General features: G+C 37.6%; 25 protein-coding genes. 1 reads left to right on the top strand and 24 read right to left on the bottom strand.

The features are described 5' to 3' along the window. Positions 1–54: 54 nt before the first annotated feature. From ACNHOZ_RS25745 to ACNHOZ_RS25860, 24 genes are all read right to left on the bottom strand, one after another. Complete coding sequence (locus ACNHOZ_RS25745; protein ID WP_394530856.1) at positions 55–2,292, bottom strand: ArdC-like ssDNA-binding domain-containing protein; 2,238 nt, start codon at positions 2,290–2,292, stop codon at positions 55–57. Next, positions 2,285–2,560 carry a hypothetical protein gene (locus ACNHOZ_RS25750; protein WP_047751926.1) on the bottom strand — a complete coding sequence of 92 codons (276 nt, stop codon included), beginning with the start codon at positions 2,558–2,560 and terminating at the stop codon, positions 2,285–2,287. The genes ACNHOZ_RS25745 and ACNHOZ_RS25750 overlap by 8 nt, the downstream gene beginning before the upstream one ends. Before the next feature lie 50 nt (positions 2,561–2,610). Beyond that, a complete protein-coding gene (locus ACNHOZ_RS25755) occupies positions 2,611–3,045 on the bottom strand; it encodes a hypothetical protein (RefSeq protein ID WP_116516758.1) in 435 nt (144 codons plus the stop codon). Then, entirely contained in the window at positions 3,046–4,242 is a 1,197-nt protein-coding gene (gene mobP2, locus ACNHOZ_RS25760; protein WP_394530857.1) for a MobP2 family relaxase, read from the bottom strand. Further along, the gene (locus tag ACNHOZ_RS25765; protein ID WP_154992482.1) at positions 4,239–4,496 is read right to left on the bottom strand and encodes a hypothetical protein; all 258 of its coding nucleotides are present in this window, start codon (positions 4,494–4,496) and stop codon (positions 4,239–4,241) included. The genes mobP2 and ACNHOZ_RS25765 overlap by 4 nt, the downstream gene beginning before the upstream one ends. A 257-nt stretch (positions 4,497–4,753) precedes the next feature. Then, positions 4,754–5,641, bottom strand: coding sequence for a hypothetical protein (locus tag ACNHOZ_RS25770; protein WP_394530858.1), 888 nt, complete (start codon positions 5,639–5,641; stop codon positions 4,754–4,756). A gap of 10 nt (positions 5,642–5,651) precedes the next feature. Continuing rightward, positions 5,652–6,233, bottom strand: coding sequence for a MerR family transcriptional regulator (locus tag ACNHOZ_RS25775; RefSeq protein WP_154974466.1), 582 nt, complete (start codon positions 6,231–6,233; stop codon positions 5,652–5,654). A 14-nt stretch (positions 6,234–6,247) separates the two neighbouring features. Next, a complete protein-coding gene (locus ACNHOZ_RS25780; RefSeq protein ID WP_447697354.1) occupies positions 6,248–6,730 on the bottom strand; it encodes a C40 family peptidase in 483 nt (160 codons plus the stop codon). 116 nt (positions 6,731–6,846) lie between these two features. Beyond that, positions 6,847–8,670, bottom strand: a complete 1,824-nt coding sequence (locus ACNHOZ_RS25785) for a reverse transcriptase domain-containing protein (RefSeq protein ID WP_447697355.1) — start codon at positions 8,668–8,670, stop codon at positions 6,847–6,849. A gap of 572 nt (positions 8,671–9,242) precedes the next feature. Then, entirely contained in the window at positions 9,243–9,878 is a 636-nt protein-coding gene (locus ACNHOZ_RS25790) for a lysozyme family protein (protein WP_447697356.1), read from the bottom strand. 3 nt (positions 9,879–9,881) lie between these two features. Further along, a complete protein-coding gene (locus tag ACNHOZ_RS25795; RefSeq protein ID WP_447697357.1) occupies positions 9,882–11,816 on the bottom strand; it encodes a VirB4 family type IV secretion system protein in 1,935 nt (644 codons plus the stop codon). A 17-nt stretch (positions 11,817–11,833) separates the two neighbouring features. Beyond that, positions 11,834–12,547: a hypothetical protein gene (locus ACNHOZ_RS25800; RefSeq protein WP_447697358.1), complete on the bottom strand. Its 714-nt coding sequence runs from the start codon at positions 12,545–12,547 to the stop codon at positions 11,834–11,836. 15 nt (positions 12,548–12,562) lie between these two features. After that, positions 12,563–12,853 (bottom strand): DUF5592 family protein, encoded by a 291-nt coding sequence (locus tag ACNHOZ_RS25805; protein WP_447697359.1) that lies wholly within the window; start codon positions 12,851–12,853, stop codon positions 12,563–12,565. A 39-nt stretch (positions 12,854–12,892) separates the two neighbouring features. Continuing rightward, the gene (locus tag ACNHOZ_RS25810; RefSeq protein ID WP_447697360.1) at positions 12,893–15,703 is read right to left on the bottom strand and encodes a pLS20_p028 family conjugation system transmembrane protein; all 2,811 of its coding nucleotides are present in this window, start codon (positions 15,701–15,703) and stop codon (positions 12,893–12,895) included. A gap of 23 nt (positions 15,704–15,726) precedes the next feature. Next, positions 15,727–15,933, bottom strand: a complete 207-nt coding sequence (locus tag ACNHOZ_RS25815; protein WP_029325363.1) for a hypothetical protein — start codon at positions 15,931–15,933, stop codon at positions 15,727–15,729. A 20-nt stretch (positions 15,934–15,953) separates the two neighbouring features. Beyond that, a complete protein-coding gene (locus tag ACNHOZ_RS25820) occupies positions 15,954–18,536 on the bottom strand; it encodes a VirD4-like conjugal transfer protein, CD1115 family (protein WP_447697361.1) in 2,583 nt (860 codons plus the stop codon). Further along, on the bottom strand, positions 18,526–19,035 hold the full coding sequence (locus ACNHOZ_RS25825) for a hypothetical protein (RefSeq protein ID WP_447697362.1): 510 nt from the start codon (positions 19,033–19,035) through the stop codon (positions 18,526–18,528). Before ACNHOZ_RS25825 ends, ACNHOZ_RS25820 begins: the two co-directional genes overlap by 11 nt. Before the next feature lie 15 nt (positions 19,036–19,050). Continuing rightward, positions 19,051–19,803 (bottom strand): hypothetical protein, encoded by a 753-nt coding sequence (locus tag ACNHOZ_RS25830; RefSeq protein WP_447697363.1) that lies wholly within the window; start codon positions 19,801–19,803, stop codon positions 19,051–19,053. Between the two features lie 102 nt (positions 19,804–19,905). Next, on the bottom strand, positions 19,906–20,175 hold the full coding sequence (locus ACNHOZ_RS25835; RefSeq protein ID WP_447697364.1) for a hypothetical protein: 270 nt from the start codon (positions 20,173–20,175) through the stop codon (positions 19,906–19,908). Positions 20,176–20,242: 67 nt separating this feature from the next. Next, the gene (locus ACNHOZ_RS25840; protein ID WP_047933325.1) at positions 20,243–20,548 is read right to left on the bottom strand and encodes a hypothetical protein; all 306 of its coding nucleotides are present in this window, start codon (positions 20,546–20,548) and stop codon (positions 20,243–20,245) included. A 21-nt stretch (positions 20,549–20,569) separates the two neighbouring features. After that, on the bottom strand, positions 20,570–20,821 hold the full coding sequence (locus ACNHOZ_RS25845; protein WP_097825489.1) for a hypothetical protein: 252 nt from the start codon (positions 20,819–20,821) through the stop codon (positions 20,570–20,572). A 28-nt stretch (positions 20,822–20,849) separates the two neighbouring features. Beyond that, on the bottom strand, positions 20,850–21,314 hold the full coding sequence (locus ACNHOZ_RS25850) for a hypothetical protein (RefSeq protein ID WP_447697365.1): 465 nt from the start codon (positions 21,312–21,314) through the stop codon (positions 20,850–20,852). Positions 21,315–21,796: 482 nt separating this feature from the next. Then, positions 21,797–22,045, bottom strand: a complete 249-nt coding sequence (locus ACNHOZ_RS25855; protein ID WP_335443467.1) for a hypothetical protein — start codon at positions 22,043–22,045, stop codon at positions 21,797–21,799. 37 nt (positions 22,046–22,082) lie between these two features. Next, positions 22,083–22,205, bottom strand: coding sequence for a helix-turn-helix domain-containing protein (locus ACNHOZ_RS25860; protein WP_447697376.1), 123 nt, complete (start codon positions 22,203–22,205; stop codon positions 22,083–22,085). Positions 22,206–22,444: 239 nt separating this feature from the next. On the opposite strand from ACNHOZ_RS25860, the gene ACNHOZ_RS25865 reads away from it, so the two are divergent. Further along, on the top strand, positions 22,445–22,840 hold the full coding sequence (locus tag ACNHOZ_RS25865) for a helix-turn-helix transcriptional regulator (protein ID WP_154974987.1): 396 nt from the start codon (positions 22,445–22,447) through the stop codon (positions 22,838–22,840). Positions 22,841–22,935: the final 95 nt, after the last annotated feature.

Below are 22,935 nucleotides of genomic sequence, written 5' to 3' on the forward strand. Positions count from 1 at the left end.
GAAAAAAGAGGGCTTTTCAGCCCTCATCCCATCTCTTTTCACCTTTTGCTTATTTTATCGTTCCGTTTCTTGTGTCTGGTCCCGTTTTTTTGAAGAAAATGCTCCATTATTCCGTGCAAAAAACTTTGTGAATCCATTTTGTGATTTCTCTTCTTTTTTCTGCTTGTCGTGATCCTTTTTCTCTGTGTCCAAAGCCTTTTCGAGCTTCGTTAATTTCTCACGTTGAGAATCAGTCAAATCCAGCTCTTTTAATTCCTGCAGCACTTCTTTTTTCAATTTGTACACCTTGTCAAAGGAATGCTTTTGTTCAAATTCCTTCATTTTGGCCAAACGCTGTTCTTTCTCTTGAGATGTTTCTTGCTTGAGCTGCTTTTCGACAGGAGCCTTTTCTGATTCAGCTTCCTTTTTCACTTCTTTAGAAGAATCTTTTTCATCTGATATGCCTAATTGGGCCAACAAGCTTTGTTTAAATAGCTGCTTATACTGTGTTTCTTCACTAGGCTGCTGCATAACTTCTAGTACTTCTTGTTTGTAATCTTCTTGATATTGATCCTTTTCCTGTGCCTGTTTTCGTGCTTGAAACTGATGAGAAAGTTCATTTTCCATTCCTTTCAATTGGTCAGGGGAGAACTGTTTTTCCTTTAAAGCACTTGATTTCAACATCACATAATCGTTTTCTGCATTTACACGGGCTAACATGCTATCAATATCTTGAGGCTTTTCTTTTTCACGGGCTTGTAAAAATGTAAGATAGCTTGTTTTAAGCTGCGTTTCTCGATCTTTCTCTAAAACAGGATTCACATCATGACTTCTCAAAAAATCCACTGTTGCTTCACTTTTATAGGCTTGTTTTTGCCCTTTTTCATCCGTAGAAACAAGTAAAACCTTCGGTTTTTCCTCTCCTAGAGCTGATTGTGTTAAGTAAACAGCATCAGAAGGAATGTCTTGCAGCTGTTTCTCACTGATGTTGGCCCAATCTGCCTGGATTTTTTCATTTTGTGGGTGCTTCATAAACTTTTTTAATTCTCGTTTATTGGAAATAAGCGCTTTAAATTGGTCATTTGAAAGAGACGTAATTCTTTTCATCATATATTCCTCCGTTAAAGTAGTATTTGGACGATAAAAAAGAGAGCTTTTTAAGCTCCCTTTCCTTTTGATTTCCTGTTCTTCTTTTTTCTCTTGGATGGCATCTGTAGGTGTTTGGAATTGCATTTGATTATCCAATTCAACACGTTCTTGAAAAGTAAGAGGTGGTTCTTGAACTTGACCATTGATGATCCCCTTCTCATTTTCAGAAGAAAGAGGATCTGTCTGCTGCTGTTTTTCATCCTTTTTTTCTGAAGAATGATTTTTTTCTCGTTCTTTTACCAACGTTTCTTCTATTGTTTCAATAAAGCCAAAGGACGTTTCATGTACTTCTTTTAAAAGCTTAGTTTTATCTTCAAAGCTCTTTCCTTTTGTCCAGTGTGACAGGTAATTAAGCGAATACTCACTCGTATCAATCCCAAAATAAGAAGAAACCGTATAAGCTGTCATTTCTGCTTGAAATTCTCTTTCCGCATCCGTATAGTTTGCTCTTGATTCAGCCGTATGCAGCTTAGCATGCGTCATTTCGTGAAGAAGCGTCTTTACATTTTGACGTTCAGAGTTACGAGGATTTAACGCAACCTCCTTCGTTAGTGGATAACACGCGCCTTTTGCGCTGCCCAGTTCTTCTTTAGGTGCAATGATGGAAATACCGTTTTTTTTCGCAATGGCTTCCATCCCTTTATAAAGCACCGTGTAGTCCTCCACGTTTCCTTCTAACCAACGATTGGGAAATATCTTAGGTAAATCACTTGCTTTCGCATTCGTTTGACTAATATCAAACGTATTGCCGACTGAAAAATATAGTTGACCTTGAGTGACTTCATTTTTCCCCTCTTGAATGAGTTTTTTTTCTTGAGGAGTGGCTTTATTAACCGACTTCCATTTTCCTTTTTCATCCTTAAATTTGGGAACGGTTTTGTTTGGTACAAGAATTTTAATACCATTCTCTCCTTTATTGACAGAGAACCCTTTATCTTTCCAAAACTTAAATGACCCAACAGCTTGCGCACCTCTAAACTGTTTTTGGATGAGAGCCGAATTCAACATGGAGTACTGATAAAACTTACCCATAAAAGATAAGTAGTCTTTTAATTCTTCGGCAGAATGAAAATGCTGCTCCACCTTTTTCTCCATCCCATTCGTTAACTCTTCCACCTCTTTACGCTTATCTTCGATGGATTTTTTCGCATAGGTTTTACTCATTTTCTCCCTCCTCTTCTTCATAGGAGATCCCCTTGAGCTCTTCTAATTCTTGTTCATACCAAGGCTCCTCTAAATCCACAAAAAGCTTCTGTGTTTTAATATTCATGGGCACCAACATATTTTCTTGATGCACCACATATTGATGAAACTCTTTCGCTTCTTCTGGACTTAAATTCACCTCTACTTCTTTGTCTTGATACTGTACAATGGCATGATCCTCTCCTACAGCTTTAATCGAAGCTAACACTAAATCCTTGTTAAAAAACATATCTGATTCCTCCTCTACATGTTTAAAACTACCTTTATATAAATCCATCATTAAGATGGTTGTTTCCCTTTGGACTCTTCCCAATCAATCCGTTTTTGACGTTGATTTGCAATACGCTTCTCAACAGCTTCCTTCGCAACCTTTGTGCTATCTAACTCTTGTAAATCGGTGGTCATTAATCCATCAAAACCATGATGGAAGAAAAGACCGTTCATATATTCAATTAAAATTTGTGTGTTTTTATCAGCACTGTTTGCTCCAAGACGAATCTTTGTTAACTCCTCTTTTAAAACCTGATGTAAGTTGTTACTCACCACTTCAGAAATGTATTTCAATGACCATTCATTACTTCTTGCTTCTTTATGTTCTTTGCAAATTTGAGCAATAGCCTCACCCGTAAACCCAATATTCTTTTCTTCCATATATGTTTGGATGTATTTTTTTGTTTCTTCATTTAACGATAATTTCATGCGTTGTTTATTCATTTAATAACTCCTCTCTTCCTCATGACGATGTTCAATATCTTTTTGCAATTGCTCATAATGTTTTTGGTTTTTCCAACTTTCATATTCTGATTTAAACGCTCGCTCCATCTTTTTTAATGCAAAATGCATGGAGACATGTTGATTAAAACTTTCAGGACGCTTTGATTGTTTCCTGCTCTCTACCATTCTTTTAATCTGTTGCTGCTGCTTATCATAATCTTTCATTTCTTTTAAGAAAGCATTGCCCATTCGCTTATAAAGATCATCAATTTTCGTTTGCTTATAGTCCTTATATCGTTTCTCATCAACCTTTCCTTCTCCATATGCTTTCTTTAATTCCTCTACTTCCTTATCTAATTTTCCAAGTAATTGTTGGTACTCATTACGATGATACTTTTCAATATATTTTTGACTCAACACATCAATAAATGGCTTCATTGGCTTTAATGTTCGGTAACTATATTGCCACTGCCTTTTATCTTCTGGAAGATGATTATAGATTTGTAGAAACAATGGTTGAATGTCACGATTCTTCCACCTTAATGAAGAATCCTGCTTCTTTTTCCCGACCATATCCTTTCGAATTAGCTCATTTATTTTCTGGTGCTGCTCACCTCGATTTAAAATTTGATTCACGACTGTTGACTTCATCGCATCCAATGTTTTAGGCTTTCTTTTGCCTCGTTCACGAGTAGGTTGTGGTTCTACTGTCGCAATATGAATATGAATGTTTCCCGTATTGTAGTGAATGGCAGCTGACCAAACAGCCGACTCATTTAGCCTTTCCCTTTTAAGCATTTCCTTCATAGACTGACGGGTAATCTCCATTATTTTTTTCTCATCCACTGTATGAGTATCAGCATCATATAAACCATTTTCTTGGAGCCAAGGATTATGAAATGTAATGACATCTTGCCACATAATACTGTTATTTTTCTGTGCTTTTTCAAACAACTTTTTTAATTTCTTTTTCTCCTCGTTATTCAATTGATTCGACTGTTGGGTAAACAAAGAAGATGTCTTATCAGGGTTATCCATATAATCTTGATAAAGAGTAAATAGTTTCTCGTGGGCTTCCTGTTCTTTTTTCGCATCATCACGATCTACATAATCAACATAATCTTGAAAAGCCTTTTTATCAGATGTAACAAATTTTGTTTTCAACACCACCCCTGGAATAACAGGAGGCGTACTCATTCCTCATCTTCTCCTGTCATATCTCTAATAAATCCATTGATTGTTTCAATTGCGACTGCACACCTTTCCATCATCTTTATATTTCGATCAATGAGAAGTTCTAGCTCTGCTTCACGATCTTTTTGTTCTTGAAAAACAGCGAGTGTTTCAATCTGACCTTTTAAGAATTCCTGTCGAGAAATCTTTTTTTCTTTTGCGATTTTATCAATTTTTTTTAGTGCAACTGGATCAATATATCGAATTTTAATTTCCATTTTATCCGACCTCTCTTTTGTAGTAGTGCTCTCCCCCCTAAAAAGAGAGAAGAGCATAAGGGGTTTTTGCCCCCACCATAGGTGTGGGGCTAGGCAGAGCCTAGCAAAACCGTGGGTACAAAGAAAATCGCTAAATGTCCCCTTTACGTCCCCTTTTTTTGGTGTACGTCCCTTTTACGTCCCCTTTTAAAATCCCGATGTCCCCTTTATGTCCCCCTATTTTGGAGCCATGTCCCCTTTGCGTCCCCCTGTGTTTTTCACTTCATGGCTAAATCTTGTTGCTTTTCATTCAATTTTTGAAGCTTTTCTTGTAAACTTTTTTGTTCATCTTTATAGAGCTGAATGCTTGCATCACTCGATTGAATGGCATCCTTTTTCATCCCAATTTTTGATTCAGTATCGGCTTTTTCCTCCTGTACTTGGTACTTCATATCACGTTGTAATTCGTTCATTTCTTGTTGAGTTTGACGCTTATGTTTGGCTTCTACCGTGATGGCTTTTTCATAGTTTTTCATTTTCTTTTTGACAAAATCTTTTTCTAACTCATTGACTAAAAGTGCATAATCTTGTTTGGTTTTTGTTCCTTTTCCTTCTTCACTTTTCGTTTTTCGTTGGTCAGAATAGAGCGTTGTAATTAACGCATGAGCGTCTATTTCCTCTGTTGAATCTGTTTCTGAATCATTCGTTACATCATCCACGTTTACCGTTTCTTTCTCTTCATTTTCTTGATAAAGATCAAAGGCAAGTGCTTCCCAATTTGGAGACAAATCGCTGATTCTTACGACGTAATAGCCATCATCTTCATACAATAAATGAACAGGTAATTTGATGTTTGGGTTCGCTTTTTCTTGTGCAACAAAACTTACTTCTTCTTCATCTGTTTGATCCATTTTGATGACCATATCCAGTGAGGCATTAGCCGGATGATACACACGATTTTCAATCGTGACGGTTCCTGTTATGTTAGAAGAAACCGCCTCATAGGTATTCGTATGATACAAAGGATCTTCTGTTTTTAAATAAAATTTCGATGTCAGTAAGGATAAAAAACCGATAAAGAAAAAGATCAACATCGCTGTATACTTCCATGACCGATTACGATTTAAATTAAATCGATAATCTTCCAATTGCTTTTTAAGTGCCACTTCTACCACCTCATTTCATGATTTCTGTTTTCAATTCTTCGATACTATAAACCATCCATTTATTCTCTTCTTTTCGTAGAGAAACTTTAATAATGTCATGCGTCTGATCGTCGACGTTTTCATCTTTTATGACAAGATGATTTGTAAATTCTGCAATGACTTCAACCTCTTCTTGCCCTCCATCATATTGTTGTACATAAAGCTGTACATCGTTTGGAATCGAAGTGTAACTATCTCCATATACGAACTTTTCAGAAGGATAAAATTGCTCATAAAGCTCTTTGTCCATGATGGATTTTGCAACCTTCTTTCGTTCCTCAAATCCTTCTTTTTCACGATGATAAGACACATCGATGAATTGATTAACCGTATTCAAGTAATCTCGTTTTTGTTGTTCTTGGGCAGAAGGGCGAACTTCACTTAGTTGTTTTTTTAACTCTTTATTTTCTTCTTGTAAGCTCTCATTCGTGACTTGAATTTGTTTCGAAGCTGTTGTGTTGGAGATATTATGGTTAAGGTAGATATTGAAAATGGTCACGCCTGCCACCACAACGGCAAGCGCTCCAAATAGTAGTGCTGCTTTATTTTTCATCGCCTTTTCTCCTTTTAAAATCGTTTTACTCTTCCATTGAATCGTTCACCAAAATACGTTCCTTTTGCCATACTTGCGATGGCTACACCTGTTTTTCCTTGGCAGCCTAAAAACTGATTATTTCCAACATATATTCCGACATGGCCGTCTATTTTATAGGTATCAAAAAACACTACATCTCCAGGCTTCATGTCTTTTGGATTGATTGCTTGCCCCTGTGTTTTGAGTGTATCGGTTGTTACGCCTGACATTGGACCAACATTCATTCCTACCTGTTCGAATGCCCATCTGACGAAACTTGAACAATCAAAACGTCCTGCGTTAATATCAGATTGAGAGCGTCCACCACCAAATACATAGCGTGTTTTACCAATCAACGTTTTGCCTGCGTCAATCACTTTCACTCCCGATTTCCCACCACTTCCTCCACTCACAGGAGCAGCTGGCTTTCCGTCAGCTGTGATCGTTCCCGTATAATATTTTAAGACCGCATCCACATACTTGTAGAGTAAGCATCCAACGCCTTTCTACATTTCTGTAGTAGGTTTTCGAATGCTCCTCACCGAACCGGACTTACATCTCTCGATGTATCCGGCTCTCCATCTGTCACCTGCTAGACTTCACCTTTATGCCTTTTAATATGGCATTCTTTACATAACGCAATAGTCTTGCGATTCCTCGCGACCATTCGTTTTTCTAAAGAAGACTTGTTCGGCTTATTCCTTATATCTTTTAATCTTTTAACGTGATGCATGTGAATAGTTGTATTTGTCTTCCCACACAATTCACATTGTTCCGCCTTGATTCGGTCAGAGAGTTTAGTTGTACTTTGTACATAACGATTGTTTGGTAAAAGGTCTAATTCTGCTTCTTTTAGACTCTTTTGTCGTGGAAAACTTCTTTCGATGAAAGATAGTTTTCTTTCTCCACGAGTTGTTTTATAAGTGATAGTAAATCGTTTATTTCTCTCATAACGTTTGCGAATCTTCTTTGTGGTTACTCTATACTTACATGCAAAGGTTCTTAACATAGAGTAGTACATAAAGTAAGCGAAACGATGCATATGGTTACTCACGTTTTCTGCTAGCCGATAGTAATTGTACAATCCTCTTATCTCACTGTTATATTGCGAAACAATCTCTAAATCTTCATTGTGCATGAAGTATACTCTCTCTCTTGGCATCCAAGTACCATCGGTACTCATTGTAATGGCTTGGTATTGCTTTAATTTATTAACCCAAGCTTCATGAGGCATTTTCAATTGAACTTTTCCATTTAGGTATCTACATACTCTTCCAATGGCGTCTCTTCGAGGCTCACTCCCTGAGAAAACACGAACTTTATAACCAAGAAAATTCGCATGCTTTTCGGATGCGTGTGTAATTAATGTTTTTTCCTGAGATAGTTCCAACTTAAGTGTCTTCATTAGGTAATTTGTTAAAGCTTCTTTGATACCTCTGGCATCTTCCTTTGATCCGATTACACCAATAAGAAAATCATCAGCATATCGTACATAAGTAAGACGTCTATAAGTGGAATCCATTGGATTACTAAAAGAAATGTAACGCAATTCTTTCCTTATTTCTTTTGCCTTATTTAACTGCTGCTGAGCTTCATCATAGAGTTCATTCTCTAATGCCAATTTATATTTTCGAATTGCGTTTCTCATTTGAGTATATTTTCTTACGTATTCTGGATTATCTTTTCTTTTTCTACCTTTTCTAAATTCTTCTATGGACTTTTTCATATATTGGTCCAACTCATTCAGGTAGATGTTTGAAAGGAGAGGACTGATAATACCACCTTGTGGTGCCCCACTAAATGTATTATGAAACTTCCACTCCTCCATATATCCAGCACGAAGAAATTTCCATACCAGTTCAATAAATGCCTCATCATCAATACGTTTTCGCAAGATATTAACGAGAGTATGATGGTCAATATTATCGAAAAAACCTTTGATATCCCCTTCGACAAACCACCGGCTTCCTGTAAATGTTCGTTGAATTTCCTGAAGTGCAGTATGGCAACTTTTCTTCTTTTGATAAGCATGAGATGACGCCGAGAACGTTGGTTCATAAATAGCCTCTAATATCATTCTCACTACTTCCTGCACCAATTTGTCTGTGAAGCTTGGTAGACCTAACGGTCTCTTTTTGCCGTTTTTCTTCGGGATATACACTCTTTTAGAAGGAAAGGGTTGATAACTTCTGTCCTTAAGAGTGGGTATAAGTTTTTCAATATCTTCTATTGAGAAACCATCAATAGTGCGTTTATCAACACCCATTGTAAGAGCACCATCATTTTTACTAAGATTGTCGTATGCCGTGAGATAAAATTCAGGATTGTATAGATTTCTGTAAAGTCTTCTAAATTTGTAATTTGGCTTTTGACTCTGTTTTTGCAGGTTGCTTAATACTACTGTTGGACTTTGCATGATGCCTTTCGCACCTCCCCAAGTTCGTTTTTAAGCTGACAGACTGCCTTCCTTCGCCATGTACTAGGCTTTCCCTAGCTCAGACTACTACGAAGGCTCCGTTACCTTATTAGGTATTCATGAGCCACACTTCTTGGCAGAACCTTGAAATCATCCTCAATAGCCTTCTGGCACCCTAACTTAGGTAATCCCCGTTTAGGAGATAAGAGACTTGCTCGTATGGTTTCGGATGCGACTTTCACACGTTTCCATCTATAATGAAGGATGATAAATGTCCCTATATATAACGACGACACAACTATCGCTATATCATTTACCACATTTCGTATATAAGCATCTTTCCGAAATGAGTTACGGTAGCCTTCCTTGTGCTATCGTTAAAGCAGTTTAGCTTTCATCCTTATCCATACTTCACATCTTGCCGTTCAGTCTTGACTTGATGCTTAGTCAACTTGCGGCTTTCTTGACATGCTATTGTCCCCTTTCAGTTTCCATCCAAGGTTAGTCAAGTGATGCTAGGTCAGTTAGGGAAGACCTAATGGTTTGCAATCACCATGTTCTCTTATCACCCATTACGGGCGCACTGAGTCGCCGTAGCAAGCTTGATACGGTACCATTTCAGGACGTACACAGTGATAAATCCCTGTATGTTTTACCTTTTGATATTGGATTTGAGAAAATTTAATGGCTAATTCTGGTGTATATTTGCCCCCATTTTTCATAACAAAATTGATAAAGCCACCACCAAAGTTGTACGACTGAAGGCAAAGCTTCAAATCATAATGAGCCTTTTCTAGGACACTTTTAAAATGTAAAACTCCTTTATCGACCGATAATTCAGGACTAGAAATACATCCAACTGATCCACAAAACGACTCACTACTTTGCATCGGATCGTTTCCTCTTCCTCCACTTTCTTGCATCATCAATGCCATCATAATTGGCACATACGAAGCGTCTAGCCCATGTTTTTGTGCGTACTCTTCAAGTAAGGGTTGATACTTCATGACCTCTGGTGACACATTAGCTGTTCCTACACCAATGCCTCCGCCTTCAATCTCTGTTACCTCACTTTGTTGACTGTCTTTTTCAAATTCACCTGTAATGGCTACAATCGTACTCATGATTAAGAGGCCCGATAATCCTAACAGGATCAACGTGCCTCCAATCAAATATTTTTTTGGAATGAGCTGTAAAACGATATGCAAGGCTTACGCACCTCCACCATACAGCACTTTTTCTTCCTCATCGATTTCAATATGAAAGAGAATATTCTTTACGGACTTAATACAAAGCAGCACATCCCCAATTGGCAGCTTCGGAATCTCAGCCAATTCACTATCAGTAATCCCTGTTTTAAACACTCGTTGAATGGTATCTAAGTTGTTATCATCTTGCTGCATGATGAATTTATATTGCGTTAAATCAAAGAGTTTTTTAATTTTTTCAATCGCTGTTTGTTCCGAACCATCTGGAACAAAATCACTAATTAAGTGACTCGCATAAATCAAGCCTGCAAAGTATTTTCGTGCTTCTCGACTAAACTCGGTTAAGAAATCTAAGGTATGTTCATTTCCTTTTTTCGTGTTAATCAAATGATGAGCCTCATCAATAACAATGAGATAACGAACAGCATCTTCAAAGGTCAATGTCCCTTTCGTAAAGGCTGCCAGTTGTACTTCTCCATTCTGCAGCATCCCATCCCACAATAAACTCATGACGTTGAAAAGCTGTGCTTGTGCAATTTCATCTTTTAATTTCGATAAATGACGGATCGAGAAGAATACGACTTGTTCATCATTAAAATCTTCAATGGTTGAAATGCCATCAAACAAATGAGCGTACGTTTCAACCAAGTTTTCAATGTTAAGCTCGATTAGTTCAAGACGACGTTTCCGATACTCCCCTAAGTTTGGATGATGCTCTCTTGTTTTCTCATTTGCATATAGCTCTTTCCGAATGAGCTGTAGAAACTCACTAAAGGTTGGATAGGCTTCTGGTGAAAGTCCCGTAATATGATTGCTTGCGCCTTTTTCATCATTCCATAACTTCTTTTGGATATAGAGTTTACGAAGTAACTTTTCATACTCTTTTAATTCATCATCTTTTGCTTCTGGTGCAATATAGCGATAGAAAACGGTTAGTTTGGATAAATGCTGCGTAAAGCTATTAATCTCATGTACATGCGTTTTAAACACTTGTAAGGGATTAATTTGCCCTTCTGATCCATCTAGCGCAATCTGTTTACCTCCTAATTCTCTGACGAGACTTTCGAACTCTCCTACAATATCAAAGCCTCGAATCTTATAGCCTTTAATGGCATTATCTGTGGTGACTTTCTTTAAAAACGTGGACTTACCTGCGCCCATTAAGCCCATCAACACCGCATTATAACTTTTTCGTTGTTGATCTTTATGAAACAAATCAAAGATGACGCTGCCACCTGTACGGGTTGTTCCTTGATACGTGCCGTATGGATCATCTAAGTGAGTAAAATGAAAAGGAAACCCTCCGGCTAGTGCTAATGCGGGGATTTCCTTTCCTTTTCGCTTATTAGGGTATTTCTTCTGTATATCAAAATGCGTCACTAATGATTCCCACTCATACTCTTGTTCATTTAAAAAAATGGATCCTCTGAAGTTATGCGTTTCAAGGTGATGAATGACTTCTTTTAATCGCTTTTCTAAGTCAGGAATCGTTTTTTCTGCAATATAAATGCGAAGGTGTATCCGTTTGATTACTTCTCCATTTGTGACTTGACGGTATAACTCTTTCATATCTAAATACTGTTCTTGGGCATCCATACGATCAATGTTTTCTTTGGCATTCACATGCCGTGCATTTTGTTCTGACATATTTTTATTGATCGCTTCTACGACTTGTTTTCGCTCATCGCTTACCACATCTAAGGTAGTAATGGCATTTGGCATGTTCATAATCGGTTCCAACCAAAAATCATTCACGTTCGTTGGGTACTCATAGATATGAATACACGTCGAATACCCATCGCCATTTCGAACAAGGTTTTCTTTAAAGCTCACGCCTCCTTGTGGTTGAATCTGTGCAACAAAATAGGGATTGTATCCTTTTTTCTGCTTGATCTCTTGAGGTGTTTTCTCTTTTTTACGAAAAGGTAAAGTTATCATGGTTTTATCATCCTTTCTTATTGTTTATTACCAAGCTTGGCGTTTTGATTGTAGAGTTTGTAAAGAAGGTTAATTTGTTTTTCATCCGAAACAGGTAACAGAGGGACAGCCAGTTGAATATCTCGCATAAATTGATCTTTTCGCTCTTTTACAGCGAGTTCAGTCGGTCCATATAGAAAAAGAAAGTATTCTCGATTGGTTCGCCCCCATTCTAAATATTGAAGTTCTTTTAATTTCTTTCGTAAGAACCGAAGGGATAACGCATTGTTTGCTTCTAGAATTTTCTTTTCAAGATACTGTTGTTGCTTTTGTGTTGAAACAGGCAAGTTTAACGAGATAATTTTAAACGGATCTTTATCGCCCTGGTACGTTTTGGCCAGCGTATAAATATTGCGTCCTGCCTCTTGGTCATGCATGGCATTGATATCTGTACTTTGAAGCTGCCAGATCCCAAAAAAGCCACCATCATCTTTTAGTTGAAATAACCCACTATTTGTTTGATCGATGATGGGAATAATGTCAGCTACACTTTTCTTTACCTCCGGTAGTTTCTCTTTCTTTTTTTCCTTTTCAGCCTTTGGAGTTTGTAACAGAGAAAAAGGATTCTTTTTCTTTGTTTGAGCGATCCGTTTATCCAGTTCCTTTTCATCAAAGAGAAGGGAGTTACTTGTCTTTTTTTCTTTTAAAATAGGTTTCTCTTTTTCTAGGATTCTTTCATCAAATAATGCCATCTATCATACCCTCCTTTATTCTTGATCTCGATCTATCGCACAATACGTGCTCTTCTTTCGTACCAATGTAAGCAATAGCGCCTCATACATTCGTTTTTTAGGGTTCGTACTCGGTCTAACGATCATCAATACCCCAAATATGCCCATGAAGATATAAAAGGGAATTTGAAGTGTAGGATGAATAAAAAAACGTAACATCATTGTGACCATAAGTAAGCCAATAATGAACAACAAATCAAAGAGATACAGAGATTTATTAATCTTTAATTCCGTTGAGATTTCTTTTGGAATGTTATAGTTTTCCATGACTCTTCTCCTTCCCATACAAAAGAGAAGTAACGCTTGTTACTTCTCTTCTGGTTTATTTCGTTTCTTTGATCCAAGGTTTCGTAAATCTCGCCCTGTATTTCGTCCAATTTGATAAGAACGTTTTGTTTTATGGATTGTTTGCGAATTATCAATACGTTCTTTTACCTTTCCTACCCCTCCCTTAAAGTTATCTTTTACCACTTGTGCAATATTGCGTATTTCTATCCGGTTCTGATCTGGCATTGGAATATCGTCTGTTGAAGTAGGAACTGTGTCTTTTTCAATCCGTTGTTTTCCTTGTCGAGGTTCCTGTGTAGCTGCCACTTGTGCTTGTGCTTGATCCATCCCTGTCGGCATAGAAACAGAAGGTTCTCTTGTTGGTGTAGGGTAGCTTACACTTTCTACAGAAGATCCGCCTTCGCTTGTACTTCCGCCGTAACCGGAAGTTTGAATTTCTTCATGAACAGGCGTACTCACACTTCCTACAGAAGAGCTGCCTTCACTTGTACTTCCGCCGTAACCGGAAGTTTGAATTTCTTCATGAACAGGCGTACTCACACTTCCTACAGAAGAGCTGCCTTCACTTGTACTTCCGCCGTAACCGGAAGTTTGGATTTCTTCATGAACAGGCGTACTCACACTTCCTACAGAAGAGCTGCCTTCACTTGTACTTCCACCGTAACCGGAAGTTTGAATTTCTTCATGAACAGGCGTACTCACACTTCCTACAGAGGAGCTGCCTCCATTTGTACTTCCACTATGACCGGAAGCCTCCATTTCACCATGAAGAGGAGTACTTGCTTTTCCTACAGAAGAGCTGCCTCCATTTGTGCTTCCACTATGACCAGAAGCCTCCATTTCACCATGAAGAGGAGTACTTGCTTTTCCTACAGAAGAGCTTCCTCCATTTGTGCTTCCACTATGACCAGAAGCCTCCATTTCACCATGAAGAGGAGTACTTGCCTTTCCTACAGAAGAGCTGCCTCCATTTGTACTTCCACTATGACCAGAAGCCTTCATTTCACCATGAAGAGGAGTACTTACTTTTCCTACAGAAGAGCTGCCTCCATTTGTGCTTCCACTATGACCAGAAGCCTCCATTTCATCATGTAAAGAAGCACTTCCACTTTCTACAGAAGATCCAGTACCTTCATTTGCACTTTCACTGTAACCAGAAGCCTCCATTTCATCATGTAGAGAAGCACTTCCACCTTCTACAGAAGATCCAATGCCTTCATTTGCACTTTCACTATAGCCAGAAGCCTCCATTTCATCATGGAGAGATGCATTTCCACCTTCTACAGAGGAAGTTGATCCCTGACTATCAGTAGCAACACCTGCTGCCTCCATTTCATCTTGTAAAGATGTGCCTTGACCTGATCCTTTTCCTTCTAAAGAATTTCCTTCAGTATTTTTACCCCCTTCTTGTTTTTCAGTAGAGGATAATCCCTGTTGTTGAGCCTTTTGCTCATTTCCTGCGTTTTGACCTTTAGAGGCAGCGTTTCCTTTCTCACCTGCCATTCCTGCCTTTTTCATTTCTTCATGCAGAGCTGGTTGTTTTTCTTTATTTCCTTGTGTAGCTAACCCTTTACCAAAACCTCCAACTCCTGCTGCTGTCTGAAGAGCACCACTACCAAGGCTTTTTCCAACACCACCAATACCTTTGGCAAGATTGGCTCCTCCTTTTGCTGTTCTGCCCATCATGTTGATGCCACTTTCAAGTCCTTTTGCCATCGCAAACCCTCCTGCCAGAGCGCCCCAACCACTTTTGAGTCCGGCATCGATGCCAAAGAGACGTTCACACATTACAGGCCCATCTACAACAGCAATACTAAAGGCAATCAATGCGATCAGGTATGGAATACCTTCTAATTTATCGCTAATAAAGACCGTTCCCATCAAATAGACCTTCATGGATATGAAGATCATAATCGTCACAAGGAATGTGTTCAGGATATTTTTTAGAACGGCTTTTAACTTCTGCCCATCTGCTACATCGGCAGGCGCGACTAGTTGGGCTAAAATCGCATTGAATCCTAGCTCATAACATAATTTTGCCAACTTAATAGACGTAAATAACAACGTCATCCCTATGACAAAAAGGGAAATAGCAATTGTCCAGAAGTTCCATGACCATCGATAGTAAAGCTCAGGAAAGAAATCAAACCATCCATTGTTTAATTCAACTAATCCTTCTTTTCCATCAGGTGTAATATCTGCCTTATGTGTAATGATTTTTTGTCCATCATCCGATAGCTTATCTTTCTCATTCATTTTAAAATCTTCATCTATCTTTTCTGTAATATCAATCATCATAATATTTTTTTGTGGCACTTTATTCGATTCTTTTAATTTGGGACTCTTCCATTTTGTAAGATCGAATTGCGCTACATCTGTTATATTACTTTTAATAATCTTTTCACTGACGGTGCCTTTTTCATTCAAATCAACGGCTTCAATGGCTTGATCGGTGAATTTATCTGCCTTTAACATACTTGTATTTAATAAAAGTAAGACTGCCATTGAGATAAAAATGTTAATCATAATCTGTTCACGATTGACTTTCTTTTGAATAATCAACATATAGCCGATATACAGAAAGGAAAAAGCCAGTAACACATATAAAAAGGGTTGAATCTTGGTAATAAAGTCTTGAATTTCGGGTGAATTAAAGAACGATTTGATTCCTAAAATACTATCTGTAATTCCTTCCAATCCATCCACTAGAAACGAAAGAAGCTGAATACACGCCCACCCAACTTTCCGTAACATATAGGTGACGATATTTCCAACATCTAAGTACTCTGAAAACTCACGTAGCTTTTTAAGAATTTCTTCATCCTTCATCTGCTCATCTCCTTACGAAGGTATTACATGCCTTGAAACAACGTATCAACGGTTATCTCTAATCTTTCATCCAGAGGAGAAACACGAATTTGTACAGGTGCTTCTCCTTCCTGCCCTTTTTCCAAATGTATAGTGCCATCTAGTAAACCAATTAACACTTGATGTCCTTCCTTTACAATCGGTGCATAGTCCTCTAAAATACGCTCTAATTCCTTTGAAATACTTGTCATTCTTTCTCCCCCTTTTGATATTAAGCTTCTTGTTTTTCCATCTCATGTTGTAACTTCTTAATGATGGTATTTATTTTTACCTCAAGAAGTTTGTGGACATTTTTATTCAATTGGTCACTAACTCCTAACATCGTTAATTCCTCTTCAAAATCACTCATGGACTGCTGTTCAATCTCTTCTACCGTTTTATTCATCGCTTTTGGTAAGTGTTCTTTTAGAGCAGTAGAAACGTTCTTATCTCCACCGAAAAACTCTTTGACTGTCTTAGTTTTATAGTTCTCATACGTTAGAGAAGCAAACGGATCGTCGGCTAGTTCCTCTTCTTTTTCCACTGATGGAGCTTGTGATTGAAAAGGAAAGAAATTATGAATCACCAAGGATCTTGGATTGACTTGTTCATGTAAAGACGAAATATCAATATCTAGAATCGAACGATCTGTGTTAAAATAATCTCCAAGGTATTCCCAACGGTATTTCAACGATGTTTTTCCAGTATTATAGATGGGATGTGCTTTGACTCTACGACGTTTTTTATCTTGTCTTTTGACAACTCGAATGACGACACTTTCTCCTTCTTTTAATTCCATTAACTCATTAGGTGTTAAAAGATGCTTGTTATCGACACCTTCAGTCTTGCTCTTATCAGTAGAAAGTCCTTTTCCACTTCGAGATGTTGAGTTAATCGTGCTTTCTCCAAGCTTTTTCGAAACCTCTTGTGCTGTATCATAGTTGTTTGTGAGAACGTAGATCGTATTCCCACAGTTCCCTTCAATTGTTGCTGCGTCATCTCCATACTTATTTTTCAGCTGCGGATATGCTTGAATAACTAAATTAAAACGTATATTTCGACCTAAACAAACGGTGATAATGTTCGACATTCCTTCAATCGCAGGCATATTTCCGAACTCATCAAGTAAAAAAATGACTTCTCGATGACACTTGTTTCCTCTTGCTAATGAAGCATTTTTGGCAAGTATATAATACAACTGACGAACAAAAATCGACGCTATCACATGATTACTTGAATCATAGTCAGGTGTGACCATGAATATAGCAATTGGTTTTGTAAAATACGTCACTTCCTTTACATGAATGGTTGGATGCTGCTTTTCAACTGTAAATGCAGTAGCTCCTGTCTCTTTCGTGATTCTGTTAATAGAAATAACCGATTGTAGTCTGGACGAAGTAACAATTTTATCACTCAACTTTTCGGTTAGAATAATTTCATCATTTTGCTTCAAATCACTTGTAAAGTTGAGTTCGAATAATCCTTTTCCATCCGTTTTAATGGTTTCCGTTTGACCGTCTGGAAAGATGATCTCTAAGCGAGTAAGAGGTGCTGCTGTTCCTTTGATTGTTTTTCCAAAACCCACACGTTTTAAATCGACGCTGTTTTTAGAGGTCATCTTGGCAATTTCATCAAACGTAAAAATGGATAAACCATTCATTGTTTGAGTGAAAATCCCTCCTCTTGTCGTGCCTTTTGAGAAGTTCGATGTCGCATACTGCATTTTGGCTACACTTTCTGTGGGAAGCCCATCAAAATACAAATCCAACGCATTTTGAGTATCTCCTTTTTTATTAATCACAACCTCTTTAGAGCCTAACTCCGACAACATATTCGCTACTGTGTACATCGTAATTTTATGCTCTTCCTTTTCTTTAATACACTTATCCGTTACAGCAAGAATCATGGCATTACATAAACTCATGGCACATTGTTGCCAGAACGGATCTTTGGCATTTGGATTATAGTAAAGCGTATAGGATAACGTATTACACAATGCTTGGGCAGTAGAATAATCACCGTCTTTATACGTTTCTTTTATCATTTCTAAAAGGTTATAGCTCATTGATTCTAATGGATTTAGTAAGTTTAAAACTTCAATATGATACCCTCTCTTTTCAAGAATCTCTTTAGAAGCTGCAAGGATCTCAGCTTTTGGATCATTGAGTACAAGAGCAGGTTGCTTTTCAGCCCTAGAATATACGTCGATTGTTGGAAAAACAAACGTTTCCCCTTTCCCCGATCGTGTAATCCCAATGATCAAATTATTAACGGGTGAATCATCGATAAGTAAATATCCTCTTTTTGAAAAAAGCTTATGGGCTTTGAGAAGCTTCTCTATTCCCTTTAAAGCTTTATATTCCTTCCAATTCTGAATGAGGTCATAGGTTTGAATACGTGAAACAGGTACACCACCTCCACCTTGATACGTTGTCGTTTTTTCAGGTACTTTTCGATATTGCTTTTTTAGTTCACTTCTTGTTGTAAATCGCCCCGATCCTTTTTGATTGTGGTTTAAATCTTTGAAGTTGGATCGAATGTTGTGAGCAAACTTTGCTGTTAATAAGGCAGCCACTAAACACATGGCTCCATATAAAGGTGTGTACTGTTGAAGATGAATCTCTGTCAGAAAAGATGTTTTCAAATGAAAAGGCTGCGGTTCAAATACATCACTAAACGTTGTTTGAACGAGATTCCTCATTATGTTAAAAAGAAAGTTTAAGATGAGTAGAATAGACGCAAAAAAACAAGCACTTAAAGGAATAAGTACTTGTTTTTCAGCGACCACATATTTGATGGATTTATTAGGTTGCATTTCTCATTCCCTCCTGGTCAATCTCTTCAGAAGTAGGAATGACATAATAGGCACTCGATGAAAGAGAAAAGAACGTTTGATCTCTTGCCTCATACTTGTGTTGAAGGTAACGAAAAGCCGTGTTAATGTCCCATTGTACCTCTTTCATATCCTCTTCGGTTATTACATAGGCTTCATTACAAACTAAGTCGTCTTTTTCTTGTTGAGTGAGCTTGGAGATATCTAGAGGTGGCATAGTTGGTTTCGTGCATAATCGAAACTTGAATACATATTTCAAAAAATCATCTGTAAGAGTGATTGAATCGGCATTTTTAAAGATGATGACAATCTGATTCTCTAAAAGAATGACATTATGGATACTGTTGGCAATACGTTGGGCATGAAGCTCAGTTGTGTGAAACGTGCCTAATTCGATTTCTAAAAATAAATCTTCTTCATAATACTCAACGCCTACGACAAAGGCTTGCTTCTGGTTTTTCACTTTCGTTCGTGTATACATCCTATCCATCCTTTCTTATAAATTCTTTAGAGCTTCTTCTTGTTTCTTTTGTTGATCCGTTAACGACTTGATTTTGTTTTCATCTTTTTTGTCTTTCTTGTTCTCTTCCTCCACTTGTTTTTTCGTTTCTTCTATATCTTTTTTCGTTTTTTCATAGGTTTCTACTTTTTGATTCAAGTCTTGGCTTTGAATATGTGCTGCTGCTTCTTTGGCCTCCTTCACTTTATCTAGCTTCAGATATCCATAAGCCTTCATTTCATATCGTTTATCGGTCATTTCTACTCCTGATTGGCTCATCATATCTTTCCATCGTTGTTCGTGATAGGCAAGATCAAAAGCTCCATTTGGCGAAGGAAACGTTTGTTGAAACTCTTTTAACGCATTAACATCTCCCTTCTTTGAAATCATGCTTTCCACTACTTCTGGATGGTCTCCTTGAAGTTTAACAGCCTTCTCATACTTTTTTTGATCGACGAGAAGGCTCATATAAACGTTTTTCTGTTCTTTCGTAAGACTTTGTTCATCAATAGAAGAAAGTTGTTTTAAAGCCCCTTGTGAATCCCCTAAGAGCGCCCTTTCATATGTTCCTGTTATTTTTTGTTCGAGTTTGACTTGTTTTTGTAAATTTTGAATGGTTTCAGCTCGATCTTGAGAAGTAGCTACCGTCGAAAAACACGTTGCTGAAAGGATAAGAAGGGATAAAACCCCTCCTCCATAGATCAACCTTCGATTACGAGTAGAAAGGACAGGTGTTTGAGTCGTTCGCATATGATTCTCTGTTTCTTCCTCTAAAGAAAAAGGACCATCTGTTGTTTTCGGATGGTCCGGTACTTCCTTTTCCAGTTGTTCAAGAAAACTTCTCTTTCGAACTTACTGTATATCGTCCATTTTTAAAGAGCTTAACTTTTTCTTAATATGATCGACTACATGACGAGCATGCCCTGATCCAATGAACAATGTTCCTGCATATACCTCTTGATCTTCTTCATCGAGGATAAAAAAATCAGCATGAGCCTTTTTTCTAGTACGTCGATACTGTGTCTCTACTGTTTCTGTTATCTCGCATGCTTCTGGAATCGATAACTTTTGAAATGGCTTTAACTCTTTTGTCTCACTTTTTATAAACATGACAGACAGCATGTTTCTCCATTCCTTTCATCTAAAAATGAGCATAGAAAAAAGCTATACAATCAACTGTATAGCTTTCTTAGCTTCCGAATCGGATATTTGTATTAACACCTTCAGCTAATGCATAGGCACCCATAACAACCACTAACCCAACTGCGCCACCAACAAACCATGCGATACATTTATGACGACCTCGTTCTCCACCTAAAATTAAGTGATAGCCTCCTACACAAAAGGCAAGAGCTGCGGCAACCATTGCAATACGCTGCATCCACTTGATAATAGACTTTCCACTTTCTATGAGGCCATTCATGCCATCAGCCGCCCCAAGGGTTAAATGCGAAGTTAACTGCGTTACATCCACGCTATTTAATAAATCTAACATGTATTTCACTCCTCTTTTTCGTTAGTTTTGTGTTACTGGAATGCTTTGTGGTCTTACAGGAACTTGTTCAGCTACTTTTGGTTCGCTTTTCTCCTCCTCCTCTTCTTCTTGACCTGTAAAGGCACTTAATGCTTGAAGAATTAGATCTTGATTTTCTTCAATAAACTGTTGGTGCTGTTGATGTAACCAGTCATTGTATTTGTTTCCATTTACTTTTAACAACTTTTCCACGAGGTCTTTCGATTTCTTTAATTCCTTTTGGGAGATCGTCAAGATACCACCACCTTTCAAAGCTTACCTCTTATTTTTCGAAATACAGTTCTTTGGAGGTTTCAATAAAATGAGAAAGTTCTGTTTCTAGTTGAGATGGATCATAGTCACTTAATTTAATTTGTTGTTTTAATTCTCCATCCTTATAGGCAGCTAAAGTTTCAGCATTCTGTGTCAATCCATAATCTGTTTGGTTTTTTGAACCATCATATTGAGGATCGTTACTATCTAGTTCCTTTCCATCTACCCCCTGTTCTTTTAAGGCTTTTTCCACCTCATTCATGTAAATATCTCGTTTACTTTCCTCAAAGGAATACATCACAAATCCTGTGCCATCCTCTTTCATAAATTTTTTCATTTCTAGAGGGTGTAATTCTTCTAATTCACCATTTCCTTTCACTTCACTTGAATTGTAGGAAGAGACAAACGCTGTGCCTATTCCTAGAGCCACAACGATTCCTGCTACCGCAGAAATTAACCATTTTTTGTTTTTCATAACCATTCTCCTTTGTTCTTAATATTCAGACATAACAAGCGATTCTGAAACCTACCGAGAGTCATATTTTACCATAGGTTTAGCAATCATCTCTGTCTTTTCAAGGCTATGAAAGGAAATATATACCCATTTCTGGCTGGAAGGGCAAACCCTATATTGGCATGCATAGTTTTCACTAAGCCCAATAATGCACAACGTTTTCGGCATGTACGAAGAACCTCGTGTATCTACTGTTTGGAATGTTGTCGCTTCTTCGGAGTTACCCTCACGCCACCATTCTTCACAGATCGTGGATACACCGTCACTGTTTTATTGCTAGATCACCGATGAGTTTTAGGACGCACTCATCGAACCTTATCGTTATCGTATACCTTAACCCCCTTGTGATCCGTTTAGGGGAGGCACGCAATATGTAATTGTCAAGGTACCACTTCTCGTGCTCTCGGCACGTTTCAAAATCGCTTGTATGCTGCATCTAAGAACTAGCAGGTCTTTTGTAAAACTTCCTTTAATTCCTCATCTTTTTTTCTTCGCTTGGCGACAATGGTATGTGCCTGATCCATCACTGAGCGTACTTCATAATAAATATCAGCTACACGTTTGACATCGCCTGTGCCTTTTTCTACTGCTATCCCTCCTTTTAACGTATACAACTTTCCATCAAAGGTTTTGGCACTTTTCACTCGTGCGTCTGATATATCATAGAATGCTAGTCGCTTTTGTGCTTCCATGTTCATCGCCCCTTTAAGCTGTTAAGTATTTAAAAACTTAGTTCATATCCTTCTGACTTGGTAAGAAAATATCTTCTAATCTAAGATCCAATGCCTCTGCGATTTTCTTCATATTTTCAAACGTTGGATATTGACGAGTCCCATTTTCGATTTGAGAAATAGTGGGTTGCGGAACTCCTGATAATTGAGCTAGATAGGTTTGACTCCACTTTTTTCCAACCTCTTTTCTTTTATGGTCTTTATTTCCAGCACCTCCTTAAACACATTATATTTGAAAACAGATAATTCGTAAACAGTTTTAAGATAATTTTTTTAAAAATATTTTTGAGTTTTTATTATTTACGAATTTTTTCTGATAAAATAAATCTAAATACAAATATTTTATAAGGATGAAGTACAATGGATATCAAGAAATATATGGGTGTAAAAATCAAAGAATATAGAAAGGCAATGAAACTTACCACTATGGAATTAGGTTCTTTATCGGGAACTTCACAGAGTACAATCAGCGAAATAGAAAGAGGTACTCGATCTATTCAAGTGGAATCCTTAGCCAAAATTTGTAATGCTCTTGGTGTCACGCTTAACGATGTTTTGCCTATAAGTGCTTCTCAAGAAAAAACAGATGCCTCTTATACCCCTGAAATAAGCCAACTTACAAATATAATTAGCTCTTTGTCTTCTGACGAAGTTAGGTTGCTTACGGATATACTTTTAAAAGTTAACCGATTACCACAGTCCGACAGAGAATCTTTAAAGTCTTTACTTAACTCGTTAATAAATAATAAGTTATAAATATATGTTAGAAGATTTTATCCGTTTAGGGGAGGGTCAAAAAAATACCCCTCTTCAAACGGATATAATTGTGGTATAATACATAGTCTTTTTAT

It is taken from the genome of Priestia sp. D51, assembly GCF_053345675.1.